At 66.5% G+C, this 14,450-nt stretch carries 13 protein-coding genes; 5 read left to right on the forward strand and 8 right to left on the reverse strand.

Features of this window, described 5'->3' with window-relative positions; all coding sequences use genetic code 11:
- Positions 1-35: 35 nt before the first annotated feature.
- The gene (gene pyrG / locus AC5P8Y_RS15345) at positions 36-1,700 is read right to left on the reverse strand and encodes a CTP synthase (protein ID WP_005408998.1); all 1,665 of its coding nucleotides are present in this window, start codon (positions 1,698-1,700) and stop codon (positions 36-38) included.
- Between the two features lie 400 nt (positions 1,701-2,100).
- Complete coding sequence (locus AC5P8Y_RS15350; RefSeq protein WP_005408997.1) at positions 2,101-2,334, reverse strand: hypothetical protein; 234 nt, start codon at positions 2,332-2,334, stop codon at positions 2,101-2,103.
- Between the two features lie 172 nt (positions 2,335-2,506).
- Between AC5P8Y_RS15350 and parE the strand changes: the two genes are divergently transcribed.
- From parE to AC5P8Y_RS15365, 3 genes are all read left to right on the forward strand, one after another.
- Positions 2,507-4,396: a DNA topoisomerase IV subunit B gene (gene parE, locus AC5P8Y_RS15355; RefSeq protein ID WP_005408996.1), complete on the forward strand. Its 1,890-nt coding sequence runs from the start codon at positions 2,507-2,509 to the stop codon at positions 4,394-4,396.
- A gap of 166 nt (positions 4,397-4,562) precedes the next feature.
- Positions 4,563-5,141, forward strand: a complete 579-nt coding sequence (locus AC5P8Y_RS15360; protein WP_033834182.1) for a GNAT family N-acetyltransferase — start codon at positions 4,563-4,565, stop codon at positions 5,139-5,141.
- 110 nt (positions 5,142-5,251) lie between these two features.
- The gene (locus AC5P8Y_RS15365) at positions 5,252-6,748 is read left to right on the forward strand and encodes a S10 family peptidase (protein ID WP_049432409.1); all 1,497 of its coding nucleotides are present in this window, start codon (positions 5,252-5,254) and stop codon (positions 6,746-6,748) included.
- 365 nt (positions 6,749-7,113) lie between these two features.
- Here AC5P8Y_RS15365 and AC5P8Y_RS15370 read toward each other — a convergent pair whose 3' ends face one another.
- Both AC5P8Y_RS15370 and AC5P8Y_RS15375 read right to left on the reverse strand, forming a co-directional pair.
- Entirely contained in the window at positions 7,114-8,235 is a 1,122-nt protein-coding gene (locus AC5P8Y_RS15370; protein ID WP_019658889.1) for an inorganic phosphate transporter, read from the reverse strand.
- A gap of 13 nt (positions 8,236-8,248) precedes the next feature.
- Complete coding sequence (locus tag AC5P8Y_RS15375) at positions 8,249-8,875, reverse strand: DUF47 domain-containing protein (RefSeq protein ID WP_004152833.1); 627 nt, start codon at positions 8,873-8,875, stop codon at positions 8,249-8,251.
- Between the two features lie 292 nt (positions 8,876-9,167).
- Between AC5P8Y_RS15375 and AC5P8Y_RS15380 the strand changes: the two genes are divergently transcribed.
- Positions 9,168-10,472 (forward strand): hemolysin family protein, encoded by a 1,305-nt coding sequence (locus AC5P8Y_RS15380; RefSeq protein ID WP_033834122.1) that lies wholly within the window; start codon positions 9,168-9,170, stop codon positions 10,470-10,472.
- Entirely contained in the window at positions 10,456-11,115 is a 660-nt protein-coding gene (locus AC5P8Y_RS15385; RefSeq protein WP_353949629.1) for an exopolysaccharide biosynthesis protein, read from the forward strand. The genes AC5P8Y_RS15380 and AC5P8Y_RS15385 overlap by 17 nt, the downstream gene beginning before the upstream one ends.
- 92 nt (positions 11,116-11,207) lie before the next feature.
- Here the strand turns inward: AC5P8Y_RS15385 and AC5P8Y_RS15390 are convergent, their stop codons facing one another.
- The 4 genes from AC5P8Y_RS15390 to AC5P8Y_RS15405 all read right to left on the reverse strand — a co-directional run bounded on the left by AC5P8Y_RS15390 (position 11,208) and on the right by AC5P8Y_RS15405 (position 14,421).
- Positions 11,208-11,705, reverse strand: a complete 498-nt coding sequence (locus AC5P8Y_RS15390) for a pyridoxamine 5'-phosphate oxidase family protein (protein ID WP_033834120.1) — start codon at positions 11,703-11,705, stop codon at positions 11,208-11,210.
- A 68-nt stretch (positions 11,706-11,773) separates the two neighbouring features.
- The gene (locus AC5P8Y_RS15395; RefSeq protein ID WP_495202051.1) at positions 11,774-12,769 is read right to left on the reverse strand and encodes an LLM class flavin-dependent oxidoreductase; all 996 of its coding nucleotides are present in this window, start codon (positions 12,767-12,769) and stop codon (positions 11,774-11,776) included.
- A gap of 223 nt (positions 12,770-12,992) precedes the next feature.
- Positions 12,993-13,760 (reverse strand): sulfurtransferase, encoded by a 768-nt coding sequence (locus AC5P8Y_RS15400; protein WP_005408988.1) that lies wholly within the window; start codon positions 13,758-13,760, stop codon positions 12,993-12,995.
- A 295-nt stretch (positions 13,761-14,055) separates the two neighbouring features.
- The gene (locus AC5P8Y_RS15405; protein ID WP_005408987.1) at positions 14,056-14,421 is read right to left on the reverse strand and encodes a DUF6164 family protein; all 366 of its coding nucleotides are present in this window, start codon (positions 14,419-14,421) and stop codon (positions 14,056-14,058) included.
- Between the last annotated feature and the right edge of the window lie 29 nt (positions 14,422-14,450).

Below are 14,450 nucleotides of genomic sequence, written 5' to 3' on the forward strand. Positions count from 1 at the left end.
CATGCAGGATGGGGGCCGAAGCCCCCATTCACAAGTCAGGCGCGCGCTTCGGAAAGCAGCTTGCCGCCGGCCTTGCGCTCGCGTGCGGCGCGGATGAAACCGATGAACAGCGGATGGCCGTCACGCGGCGTGGACAGGAATTCCGGGTGCGCCTGGCAGGCCAGGAACCACGGGTGCGCGTCGCGCGGCAGTTCGACCACTTCCACCAGGGTGTCGTCCATCGACTTGCCGGCGATCACCAGGCCGGCATCTTCCAGCTGGGTGCGGTAACGGTTGTTGAACTCGTAACGGTGGCGGTGACGCTCGGCGACGACGTCCTTGCCATACAGCTCGCGGGCCAGCGTGCCCGGCTTCAGGCGCTGTTCCTGCAGGCCCAGGCGCATGGTGCCGCCGAGGTCGCTCTTGTCGTCGCGCTTTTCCACGTCACCGGTCGCGGTGCGCCATTCGGTGATCAGGCCGATCACCGGGTTCGGCGACTGGCGGTCGTTCTCGGTGCTGTTGGCACCTTCCAGGCCGACCACGTTGCGCGCGTAGTCGACCACGGCCGCCTGCATGCCGTAGCAGATGCCGAAGTACGGCACCTGCTGCTCGCGGGCGAACTTCGAGGTCAGCACCTTGCCTTCGAAACCACGGTCACCGAAACCACCCGGCACCAGGATGCCGTCGACATCGGCCAGTGCGGCCATGTCGGTGCCTTCCAGGTCCTGTGCTTCCAGCCACTTCAGGTTGACCTTGGTGCGCTGGCGCAGGCCACCGTGCTTGAGGGCTTCGCCGACCGACTTGTAGGCATCCTGGTGATCGACGTACTTGCCAACCACGGCGATGGTCACTTCGTCCAGCGGATGCAGGGTCGCGTCGACCGCGTCTTCCCACATCGACAGGTCGACCGGGCCGGCCTTGTCGGCCAGCTTCAGCTGGTTGACCACGATCTCGTCCAGGCCCTGCGCGTGCAGGCCCGACGGAATGCGGTACAGCACGTCCACGTCCGGCACGCTGATCACCGCGCGTTCGGAGACATTGGTGAACTGGGCGATCTTGCGGCGCTCCGAATCCGGCACCGCCTGCTCGGAGCGGCACAGCAGCACGTCCGGCTGGATGCCGATCGAGCGCAGCTCCTTCACCGAATGCTGGGTCGGCTTGGTCTTCAGCTCGCCGGCGGCGCCGATGTACGGCACCAGGGTAAGGTGCATGAACAGCGCCTTCTCCGGGCCACGCTCGGTGCGCACCTGGCGGATCGCTTCCAGGAACGGCAGCGACTCGATGTCGCCGACAGTACCGCCGATCTCGACCAGCGCCACGTCGTAGCCTTCGGTGGCTTCATCGATGCATCGGCGGATCTCGTCGGTGATGTGCGGGATGACCTGCACCGTCGCGCCCAGATAGTCGCCACGGCGCTCCTTGCGGATCACGTTCTCGTAGATGCGGCCGGTGGTGACCGAGTTCTTGCGGCTCAGGCGGGTGCGCACGAAGCGCTCGTAGTGGCCCAGGTCGAGGTCGGTCTCGGCGCCGTCGTCGGTGACGTAGACCTCACCGTGCTGGAACGGGCTCATGGTGCCCGGGTCGACGTTGATGTACGGGTCGAGCTTCATCATCGTGACCTTCAGGCCACGGGCTTCGAGAATGGCGGCCAGTGACGCAGCGGCAATGCCTTTGCCGAGCGAGGACACCACGCCGCCGGTTACGAAAATCAAGGGAGTCATGGCTGCAAGCATCCTGTCTGGAAATGGAAAACGGCAGCACCACGCGCACCCGGAGGGCGGGCATGGAGCTTGAAGGGGGTTTTCCGGTTCGCTGGGGCAGCGAGGGAGGTGCTGGGCCGTGCGGCGGCAGGCGCCGGACGGGGACCACCCTGCGAGGTCGGGGCGGCCGTGCCGGTCAAATCGACCGTCACCTGCGACCCGCATTGCTGGCGACCACGCATGGCCGTGCCAGCCCATTCGCAAAGGGTGGACACGCACTTACTCCCGGAAAGCCATAGTTTACAGATTGATGGCCGCCAACCCAAGGGGCAGTTGCGGCCATCGCCCAAAAGAAACGCCCCGCTGGGCGGGGCGTCGGGGGGCGAATCCCTTGCGGCAAGGGCTTCGGAGGGCGGAAGAACTACTTCTTCTTCCGCGCCTCTTCTTCCTCTTCCTGCTGCGGGGCCGGCTGGCCCTGCGCCTTCATTTCGGCATTGGCCTGGGCGCGGCGCTTGGCCTTGGCATCGGCTTCGGCCTGCGCCTTGTCGGCCTGGCCACCCTGCTGCGGGGCCGGCTGGCCGGCGTTCTGCGCCACCACCAGCGGCACTGCAACGGCGGCAGCGGCCAGGATCGCAATGGTCAGCAACTTCTTCATGAGGTCCTCCTCGCGGTATGGCTTGGATGTTTCGACCCAACGGGGGTCGCCGGCATTCAGATTCCAGCGGCTGCCATTTTACCCCCTCTGCGTCGCCGAGACTGAACCGCAGGCGTGCAAAATCCCGTGCCAGACCCCACACTTGCCCGTCGCTCCAAGCTTTCGAAGACAGATGAACGCCCGCTATAACGCCGCCGATATTGAAGTCCTGTCCGGCCTTGACCCGGTCAAGCGCCGTCCCGGCATGTATACCGACACCGCGCGCCCGAACCACCTGGCGCAGGAAGTGATCGACAACTCGGTGGACGAGGCCCTCGCCGGCCACGCCCGCTCGATCGAGATCACCCTGTACAAGGACGGCAGCGTGGAGGTCAGCGATGACGGCCGCGGCATGCCGGTGGACATCCACCCGGAAGAGAAGATCCCGGGTGTCGAGCTGATCCTCACCCGCCTGCATGCGGGCGGCAAGTTCAGCAACAACAACTACACCTTCTCTGGCGGTCTGCACGGCGTCGGCGTCAGCGTGGTCAATGCGCTGTCGACCCTGGTGGAAGTGCACATCAAGCGCGAAGGTGCCGAGCACCGCATCACCTTCCGCAACGGCGACCGCGCCACGCCGCTGGAAGTGGTCGGCAGCGTCGGCAAGAAGAACACCGGCACCCGCGTGCGCTTCTGGCCTGACCCGAAATACTTCGACACGCCCAAGTTCGCGGTGCGCGCGCTGAAGCACCTGCTGCGCGCCAAGGCCGTGCTGTGCCCGGGCCTGACGGTCAAGCTGACCGATGAGGCCACCGGTGAAGTCGACACCTGGTACTACGAAGACGGCCTGCGCGATTACCTGAAGCTGGAACTGGGCGAACGCGAATCGCTGCCGGCCGACCTGTTCGTCGGCAACCTGAAGAAGGACACCGAGGTGGTGGACTGGGCCGTGGCCTGGCTGCCGGAAGGCGAGCTGGTGCAGGAAAGCTACGTCAACCTGATTCCCACCGCCCAGCACGGCACCCACGTCAACGGCCTGCGTACCGGCCTGACCGAGGCGCTGCGCGAGTTCTGCGACTTCCGCAACCTGCTGCCGCGCGGCGTCAAGCTGGCCCCGGAAGACGTGTGGGACCGCGTGTCGTTCGTGCTGTCGCTGAAGATGACCGACCCGCAGTTCAGTGGCCAGACCAAGGAACGCCTGTCCTCGCGCCAGGCCGCCGGCTTCGTTGAAGGCGCCGCCCACGATGCCTTCAGCCTGCTGTTGAACCAGAACGTCGAGCTGGGCGAGAAAATCGCGCAGATCGCCATCGAGCGCGCCAGCGCACGCCTGAAGACCGAGAAGCTGGTCGTCCGCAAGAAGGTCACCCAGGGCCCGGCCCTGCCCGGCAAGCTGGCCGACTGCATCAGCCAGGACCTGTCGCGTACCGAGCTGTTCCTGGTGGAAGGCGACTCGGCAGGGGGCAGTGCCAAGCAGGCCCGCGACAAGGACTTCCAGGCCATCATGCCGTTGCGCGGCAAGATCCTGAACACCTGGGAAGTCTCGTCCAACAGCGTGCTGGCCTCGGAGGAAGTACACAACCTGGCCATCGCCATCGGCTGCGACCCCGGCAAGGACGACATCAGCGGCCTGCGTTACGGCAAGGTCATCATCCTGGCCGATGCGGACTCCGACGGCCTGCACATCGCAACCCTGCTGACCGCGCTGTTCCTGAAGCACTTCCCGGCGCTGGTCGATGCCGGCCACGTGTTCGTGGCGATGCCGCCGCTGTTCCGCATCGACGTGGGCAAGCAGGTGTTCTACGCCCTGGACGAGGAAGAAAAGCGCTCGATGCTGGACAAGATCGAACGCGAGAAGATCAAGGGCGCGATCAACGTCACCCGCTTCAAGGGCCTGGGCGAGATGAATCCGCCGCAGCTGCGCGAATCGACCATCCACCCGGATACGCGCCGCCTGGTGCAGCTGACCGTGGACGATCGCGAGCAGACGAGCTCGCTGATGGACATGCTGCTGGCCAAGAAGCGCGCCTCCGACCGCAAGGGCTGGCTGGAGTCCAAGGGCGATCTGGCCTCGCTGGAGGTCTGATCCCGGCACGGGGTCGGATCCCTTTGCCTGGCAAAGGGCTCTGACCCGGCTGCCCGGTAGTGCCGGCCAGCGGCCGGCACTACCGGCTCATGCGCCCTTGGCATTACGCCGCCATCGGCAAACCCGGCGGAGCCATAATGCGCGTCCACCCGTGTGGACCATCGTATTGGCCAGCCACTCGTTGCTGTTCCCCGCCCTGCCGCTGCACAGCGCGCGGTTGGTGCTGAGCCCGATCCGCCGTGACGACGCGCCCGCGCTGTTCGCGCTGCAATCCAATCCGGACGTGATGCGCTGGTGGAACCACCCGGCCTGGACGCGACCGGCCGAAGCCCGCGAACAGATCGACGACGACCTTGCCGCGCACGCGATCGGCACCCAGTTGAAGCTGGCCCTGCGCGAATCACCCAACGGCCCACTGCTGGGCGTCTGCGTCGCATTCGCCATTGATCGTGCGGCCATGCGGGCCGAGATCGGCTATCTGCTGGCGCCCGACCGCCAGGGCCAGGGCTACATGCATGAGGCTCTGCAGCAGATGCTGGGCTATCTGTTCCACACCCTGCACCTGCACCGCATCGAAGCCGAGATCGATCCACGCAACGTACCCTCGGCACATGTGCTTGACCGCCTCGGCTTCCACCGCGAGGGGGTGCTGCGCCAGCGCTGGCGCATCCAGGGCGAGCTTTCGGACTCGGCCGTCTATGGCCTGCTGGCCAACGACGAAGCGGCAGCCGCCCTGCCCGTTTGATCCAATCTGGCCGCAAGCCGCTGCAGAACGTGGCCATGCCTTTGGACACATACGGCATGGCACTCCACCGGCCTAGCATCGGAACCCCCTTCCGCTGCCGATCCGGTGCCATGAAGTCCCTGCTGCACACTGCCGCGCTCTGCGTCGGCCTGCTCATCGCCCCCACCAGCGTGCTGGCCGCGCCCGCCGCTGACACCAAGCCCGATTCGAAAGACGACAGGACCGACGCGCCTGCGCTGCCTGCCGATGCGTCGGCGCGCCAGAGCATGCGCCTGGCCGGCCGCACCCTGGACTACACCGCCACCGTCGGCACCCTGCCGGTGCGCGATGAGAAGGGCAAGGTCATCGCCGATGTGGTGTTCACTGCGTACACGATGCCGGGCAAGGACCGGCCGGTGACGTTCGCGCTCAATGGCGGGCCCGGTGCCTCGTCGGTGTACCTCAACATGGGCGCGATCGGGCCCAAGGTGGTCACCTTCGGTTCGGAAGGCGACAGCGCCTCGGCGCCCGCCACCCTGCATGACAACCCGGGCACCTGGCTGGATTTCACCGACCTGGTATTCATCGACCCGGTCGGCACCGGTTTCAGCCGCGCGCGCATCGGCGATGACGAGGCGAAGAAGCAGCTGTACAACCCCGGCGCCGACATCGAGTACCTGTCGCGCTCGATCTACGACTGGCTGCTGCGCAACCAGCGCATGGCGTCACGCAAGTACCTGACCGGCGAGAGCTACGGCGGCTATCGCGGCCCGCGCATCACCCATTTCCTGCAGACCCGGCTGGGCGTGGCGATGAACGGCCTGGTGCTGGTCTCGCCGTACCTGAGCCCGACGCTAGAAGACAACGCCGACGTCTCGCCGATGGCATGGATGCAGACGCTGCCGTCGATCGCCGCGGCGCACCTGGAGCGCCAGGGCAGGCTCACCGACGCAGCAATGCGCGAGGTGGTGGAGTACACCCGTGGCGATTACGCCACCGCGTTGATGAAGGGCCGCAGCGATCCGCAGGCGACCGAGGCGATGCTGCGCCGGGTGACCGAGCTGACCGGGCTTGACCCGCAGTTCGTGCGCCGTGCCGGTGGCCGCCTGGAAACCCAGGCCTACCTGCGCGAAGTGTTCCGCGACAAGGGCACGCTGGGCAGCCGCTACGACTCCAATGTGACCGCGTTCGATCCATTCCCGAATGACCCGGAGCAGCGCGCCAATGATCCGCTGCTGGACAGCATCATTGCGCCGACCACCACGGCGATGGTCGACTTCGTGACGCGCGTGGTCGGCTGGAAGGTGGATGCACGCTACCAGGCGCTGAACTACGACGTGAATCGGTTGTGGGACCGCAACGGCGAGCTGCGCCAGGGTGCGGTGACCCAGCTGCGCCAGGCGGTGGCGATCGATCCGCATCTGCAGGTGCTGATCGCGCATGGCTGGAACGACCTGTCGTGCCCGTTCATGGGCTCGATCCTGACGGTGGACCAGATGCCGGCGATGGGCAGCAACCCGGACCGGGTGCAGGTGCGGAGCTATCCGGGCGGGCACATGTTCTACAGCCGGGCGGACAGCCAGGCGGCGTTCCGGAAGGATGTGCAGGCGCTGTTCCAGCGTAATTGAGGGGTTCGGCCGGGCCTGCGGCCCGGCACCCGCCGGATCAACGGCAACGGCAACGTCGAAAGCCGGATTTCCGTGGGCTGGCGAGGTGGGGTGGATATGCAGGACACGCCGTAAACCCGTCCATGGGGGCTCGATGGCGCCATCCATGGCGCCAACGGTCCTGCATATCCACCCCACCCCGCCGCTGACAGGTTCCCGCTGCTGTTGGTGGGTGCCGACCGTTGGTCGGCACGGGACCGGATCCCTGTTTCTGCTCTGGTAGGTGTCGACCTTGGTCGACACGATGTGTGCGGAAGAATTCTCTGCCCATGAAAAAGCCCGCCGGATACCGGCGGGCTTTTTCGTTTGCAACCCTGGCGTGGCGATCAGGTCCAGCCGAACAGCTCGAACAGCTTCAGGATCAGGTACGCACAGCCGCCGGCCGCCGGGATGGTCAGGATCCAGGCCCAGACGATGCGCTCGATCACGCCGAACTTCAGCGAACGCGGGTTCTTGGCGAAGCCGACACCCATGATCGCGGTGGAGATGCTGTGCGTGGTCGAGACCGGCATGCCGAAGTGGGCCGCCAGGGTCAGGATGGTGGCCGAGCTGGTCTCCGCGGCGAAGCCGTGGATCGGGTGCAGCTTGACCATCTTGTGGCCCAGGGTCTTGATGATTTTCCAGCCACCCGAAGCGGTACCGGCCGCCATCACCACCGCGCAGGTCAGCACGATCCACATGGCGATGCCGTCACCGGCGTGCGCGTCCGGGTGCATGAAGGCCAGCCAGGACGGCAGATCGTTCAGTGCGCCGGTGGCTTCGGCACCAATCAGGGTCATCGCGATGATGCCCATGGTCTTCTGCGCGTCGTTGTGGCCGTGGGCGAAGCCCATGTAGGCCGCCGAGGCGATCTGCGCCTTGCCGAAGAAGGCATTGACGATGCGCGGGCGGGCCAGGCGGCCGATGGCGCCACCGACCTTGGCCAGGCCGGCGATCAGCGCCCACAGCAGCACCATCACCACGATGCCGAGCAGGAAGCCGGCGATCGGCGAGGTGATCATCGGCACGAACACCTTCCACAGCAGGCCCTTGTTCTGCGCCCAGCTGCCCAGGCGCTCGGACCAGATCAGCGCGTCCCAGTTGTTGTGGGCGGCCGCCAGGCCGGCGCCGCAGAGGCCACCGATCAGCGCATGCGAGGACGAGGACGGCAGGCCCTTCCACCAGGTGATCAGGTTCCAGATGATGCCGCCCAGCAGCGCGCACAGGATCACCTGCGGGGTGACCTCGACCACGTTGGTGTTGAGCAGGCCCGAAGCGATGGTCAGCGCCACCGCGGTGCCGGTCAGCGCACCGATGAGATTCATGAAGGCGGCCAGCATCACCGCCCAGCCAGGCGAGAGCACCTTGGTCGCGACCACGGTGGCAATGGAATTGGCGGTGTCGTGGAAGCCGTTGATGAACTCGAAGACGAGTGCGGCCAGGATCACCACCAGGACAAGGGTCAACATGCGGCGGCGTCCGTCAGCTGTTCTTCAACACGATCTGGTACGCAACCACGCCGGCCTCGCGGCAACGGTCGATGGCCTTTTCCAGGATCTCGAAGAATTCCTTCAGCAGGAACATCTGCAGGTTGTCCAGGCGGCCGGAATAGATGTCGCGGTACAGCTCGAGCATCAGGCGGTCGGCCTCGTTTTCCAGCGAGCGCAGCTTCTCGTTCAGCGCGGTCATCCGGTCCAGGTTCATGTGGCGCAGGTCGGCCACCATCTCCACCACCACGCCGGCGGCCTGTTCCAGCATCGCCGCGCGCGGCGCGAAGTCGATGTGCTCCAGGTGGGTCGTGGCCAGCGAATAGCGATCGGCGAACTTCTCGATCTGCTTGGGGATCTTGTACAGGGCCGAGCCCAACGCTTCGATGTCTTCGCGCTCGATCGGGGTCATGAAGCTGTCCACCAGCGCCTGGCTGATCTTGTCGGAGGCCGCGCGCTCGCGCAGGCGGGCCAGCTTGAAGGCGTCCAGCGCGGGCTGGCGGTCGGCCTCGCGCAGCATGGAATGCAGCGCCTTGGCGGCGTCGGAGGCCGCGACGGCGGCCTCATCGAGCAGGGTGTAGAACTGTTTGCCGGAACCGAAAATGGTCTGCAGAGAGAACATTGAGAAACCTGTCAGCCGTCGCGGGAAGGACGGCACCAGACGGAATTATGACGGCTAGATGACCATCACGGGTATCCCCGCCCCCTTTCCGGGGCTCGGAACCCTGAACCTGAACAGGCGGTTGCCACCCTGCCATGCCCCTTTGCTAAGATGCCAGCGCGCCTTCGGGCGCATCCTATGGACGACGACCCTTATCCCCCAGCGCCGCGCCGGACCCCGTTCCTGAGCGCCTGCCGCCATCGCAAGCACCCGCCCTCCCTGCCACCAACCGGGGACGACGCCCGTGTTTGAAATGATCCTGATTGTCTTCGCGCTTGTTCTGCTGAACGGCTTCTTCGCCATGTCCGAGATGTCGGTCATGACCTCGCGCAAGAGCCGCCTGAAGCAGATGGCCGCCACCTCCAAGCGCGCGGCCAAGGCGCTGGAGCTGTCCGAGAAGCCGGAGAGCTTCCTGTCCACCGTGCAGATCGGCATCACCGTGATCGGCGTGCTGACCGGCTACCTCGGCGGTGAAGCGCTGGGCGAAGCCTTCGCCGGCTGGATCCAGGGCCTGATGCCGGGCTTCGCCTATGCCGGCAACATCGGTACCGCGCTGGCGGTCAGTCTGATCACCTTCATTACGCTGATCTTCGGCGAACTGGTGCCCAAGCGCCTGGCGCTGACCCGTTCGGAGGCCATTGCCGGCCTGGTCGCGATGCCGATGAGCTGGCTGGCCAAGCTCGCCCTGCCCTTCGTCTGGCTGCTGTCCAGGACCACCCAGCTGGTGCTGCGCCTGTTCGGCCTGGGCAAGGATGAAGTCGCCTCGGTGACCGAAGAAGAGATCCGCATGCTGGTCGCCGAAAGCCACGAGGCCGGCGTGATCGATACCCACGAGCGCGACATGATGAACCGCGTCATGCGCCTGGGCGACCGCACCGCCGACAGCCTGATGACCCCACGCAACCGCATCGCGTGGCTGGATACCCAGGCCGGGCTGGAGCGCAACCTGGAAATCATGGCCGAACACGAGTTCTCCCGGTACCCGGTGTACCGCGACAACGACATGGACGTGGTCGGCGTGCTCGAACTGAAATCGCTGGCCACGCGCATGGCGCGCGGTGACAACGCGCTGTTCCAGACCCTGCGCGAACCCCTGTACGTCTCCGAATCGACCCACGCGATGAAGCTGCTGGAAATCTTCCGCGAGGAACAGCAGTCGATGGCACTGGTGGTGGACGAGTACGGCGAGATCCAGGGCCTGGTGACCATCAGCGACCTGATGGGCGCAGTGGTTGGCCGCCTGCAGGCGGTGGAGAACGCCGACGAGGACGCGCTGGTGGTGACCCGCGAAGACGGCTCGCTGCTGGTGGACGGATCGCTGCCGATCGAAGACGTGCGCGAACTGATCGGCAGCAACGACCTGCCCGACGCCGAGGACGGCGACTACTACACGCTGGCCGGCATGTGCATCCATTACTTCGGCCGCATTCCGCACGCGGGCGAGTACTTCGACTGGGCGGGCTGGCGCTTCGAAGTGGTCGACCTCGACGGTGCGCGCGTGGACAAGCTGCTGCTGCGCACGTTGTCCGACGAGCAGGCCGATGAGCTCACCGCCTGAGGCCGGCCAGGGTCCGGGCGCCGAGCGCCCGACCTACCGCAACGAGGGCATCCGCACCCTGCTGGAGATGTTTGCCTCCGGTGATCCGGCCGAGCACATGCCGCTTGGCCGGATCCTGTGCAACCTGCAGCAGAGCGCGTTCGGCGTGTTCCTGTTCGTGGCGATCCTGCCGTCGTTCATTCCGATTCCGGGCATGGGCGGTGCGGTCAGCGGGCCGCTGGTGATCCTGATCGGCCTGCAGATGCTGTGCTGCCTGCGCCGTCCCTGGCTGCCCGGCTTCATTGCCCGGCGCGGGCCGAAGCGCGGCACCATGCACCGTTTCCTGGACCGCATCGACCGCCCGCTGCGGCGGTTGGACAAGATGCTGAAACCGCGCCTGCCGCAGCTGCTGACACCGCTGCCCGCCCACGCCTTCAGTGGCCTGCTGCTGGTGCTGCTGGGCCTGCTGCTGTCGCTGCCGATTCCCTTCACCAACTTCCTGTTCGGCTTCCAGTTGCTGCTGTTCGCGCTGGCGCTGCTGGAGCGCGATGGCGCGCTGATGCTGTTCAACTGGATCGCGGCGCTGGCGGCAATCGCCTTCTTCGGTTTCAGCTCGGGGCAGCTGGTGGGCTATACGGTGGAACTGTTCCAGCGCTGGTTCTGAGCCGGAATCCGGTAGAGCCGGCCGCTGGCCGGCTGCCACGTTTCCAGGTTTGCCGGCCAGCGGCCGGCACTACCCATACCGGACATCGGTCATCACCGAAGGTCGATGAACCCGTTGTCGGCCAACGCCGCCGGTTCGTCCTGCACCGCCGACAGCACGAACGTCAACGCCTTGCCCAGCAGCGTGCCCGGACCGTCCCAGTACTCGGCACTGTCGGCGCGCACATGGATCAGGCGAAGGTTGGGGTCATCTTTGCCACCGGGGAAGAACAGCTTCATCGCCGGTGACCACAGCGCCTCGATCTTCGCGCGATCGTCGACCACGCGTGCCCGCCCCGCCACCGACACATAGGTGTTCTTCGAGGGCGAGGCATACGCCACGTTGACCCGCGGGTCGAGCGCGATCTCGGCCACCTTGGGGCTGTCGCCGGTGATCACGAACCACAGGTCACCGTCGAAGGCGACCTGCTGGGTGGCCAACGGCCGGCTGTAGAGGCGGCCGTCGACGCCGGTGGTGGTGAACATCGCCACCTCCACGTCCTTGATCAGTTCGGCCAGCTGGGCGATGTGTTCGGCACGGGTGTCGGCCATGTGGGGGCTCCTTCGATATGAGCCCCCATCAGACGCGGTTCGGCCGCAATGGGCCGTGACGCAATTGTTCAGCCCGCGTGGCGGGCGTGCCAGGCCTGCATGGTGAGTTCGAACGAGCGCAGGCGCGCGCGGTGGTCGTACAGGTTGGCGGTGAGCATCAGCTCGTCGGGCTTGTGCCGTTCGACGAACGCGGCAATGCCCTCCGCCACCTGCTGCGGATCGCCCAGCACGGTGCAGGCCAGCGCCCGCTCCACGCCCAGTTTTTCGTGCGGCTCCCAGAAGGACTCGATGTCGTCGATCGGTGCCGGAATCTTGCCCGGTCGGCCGCGACGCAGGTTCACGAAACTCTGCTGCTGGCTGGTGAACAGGCGCCGCGATTCGGTTTCGCTGTCGCTGGCAACGACGTTCAGGGCCAGCATCGCGTGCGGCTGCTTCAGCGTGGCCGAGGGGCGGAACTCGCGGCGGTACAAAGCAACGGCTTCATCCATCGCGTCGGGTGCGAAGTGCGAGGCGAACGCATACGGCAGGCCCATCGAGGCGGCCATGCGCGCACCGAACAGGCTCGAACCGAGGATCCAGGTCGGCACCCGCAGGCCGCCACCCGGAACCGCCTGCACCGCCTGCCCGGGTTGTACCGGCTCGAAGTAATGCAGCAGCTCGCGCACGTCCTGCGGGAACTGGTCGGCGCTGTCGAAGTAGCGGCGCAGCGCACGCGCGGTCGGCTGGTCGGTACCGGGTGCACGGCCCAGGCCGAGGTCGATGCGGTCCGGATACAGCGAAGCCAGCGTGCCGAACTGCTCGGCCACCTGCAGCGGGGCATGGTTGGGCAGCATGATGCCGCCGGCACCGACGCGGATGCGCTTTGTGCCACCGGCGACGTGGCCGATCAGCACGGCGGTGGCCGCACTGGCGATGCCCGGCATGTTGTGGTGTTCGGCCAACCAGTAGCGGCGGTAGCCCAGCGCATCGGCGTGCTGGGCCAGTTCCAGCATGTTGGCGAAAGCGGCGGTGGTGTCACTGCCCTCGCAGACCGGGGCCAGGTCAAGGATCGACAACGGGATCATCAGGCGTTTTTCCGTCACAGGATCCCCCATGCATGGGGTCGGCCAGGCGCCGCGGCCAGTGACGGTGGCGGGATGCTGATTCCCGTGTGGCGGGTTCAGGGCTGACCGGGCCGATCCGGGGTGCCCTGATGCGCGCCAAGCGCGATTGGTAGTGCCGGCCGCTGGCCGGCATACAGGTAGATGGCTTCGCAGCCGGCCAGCGGCCGGCTCTACCGCGGAAGCGTCAGAACGCGCTGGGGCGCGGCTCCGGCAGCGGCTGGTCGACCATCGGCTTCAGCTCGGCATCCAGCGCCACGCGCTCATCGAACACGAAGCAGCGGCCTTCGTAGCCTTCGCCGCCCACCTCCTCGAAGTAGCCGAGGATGCCACCGTCCAGCTGCAGCACGTTGTCCATGCCGTCGTTGACCATCCACAGCGCCGCCTTCTCGCAGCGGATGCCGCCGGTGCAGAAACTGACCACGGTGCTGTCTTTCAGCGCCTCGCGGTGCGGCGCCAGCGCCTCGGGCAGGTCGGTGAACTTGTGAATCGGCAGCACCAGCGCATCCTTGAAGGTGCCGTACTCCACTTCCTGCAGGTTGCGGGTATCGAGCATCACCACCGGCTTGCCGGCGTCGTCATGCCCCTGCCGCAACCAGCGTTGCACCGTGGCCGGATCGACCGCCGGCGCGCGCGGATAGTCCAGCGGCTGACCGTCGTCACGGCGGAAGCTGATGATCTCGTCCTTCACCTTGGCCTTCAGCCGCGCGAACGGCTGATGTTCACTGAAGCTGGTCTTGACCCGCATATCGGCAAACCGCACGTCAGAACGCAGCGCCGCGTAGAAACCCTCGACCGCCTCCGGCGCACCCGCCAGGAACAGGTTCAGCCCCTCGCCCGCCACCAGGATCGTGCCCCGCAACTGCGCCGCCTCGGCACGCGCCAGCAACTGGTCGCACAGGGCCTGGGGAGCGTCGATGACGGCGAAATGATAGGCAGCGGTATTGGCGATCATCCTGGCATTTTAGCGCCTCCCGCCCCTCCGGGCAGATTCAGGGGTCAGAGCCCTCTGCGCAGCAGAGGGACCCGACCCCAAGCCCGGCAAACAACCGGAATCTGTCATGGGTGGGGCGGTGTGGGCAGGCGGGGGCGCAGAGCGCCATGGATGGCGCTCTACGAGGCACGCAGGAGCAGCTTTTGCCGTCCCCCGCCTGTCCACACCGCCCCGCCCTCCCACTGAAGCCCGGCTTTTGACGTTGCTGTTGCCGTTGCGTCTGCGGGTGCCGGGTGCAACCCGGCCAGAAGCCCCATTACCCCCGCAACAGCACGAACGGCAGCAGCACCAGCGCCGCCGCACCGGCCATCCCCAGCAGCACCAGCACCACGTAGACCGGCCGCCGCCGGAACAGGCTGCCGAAGGTCTCCGCCGTGCCATCACGCAATGCCTGCTCACGCTCGGCACGGATGCGCGGCCCGCGTTCGGCCTGGTATTCCGCCATCAGCGCCTTCGCTCGTGGATGATCAGCGTCCTCGCGCAGCCACAGGCCACCATTGGAGATGCCCCAGGGGCTGGGTTCGGTGCGATACCAGGCGATGCCGTGCTGGTCGAGCAGCGTGCAGACATCGGCATATTCGTCGTCGCCGACATTGCGCAGATTGAGCAGGAGTTTTGCCATGCCCCCATGATACCCGGCGCCGATGCGCT

The sequence above is a fragment of the Stenotrophomonas sp. YJH_SMC_12-1 genome, from assembly GCF_059370935.1.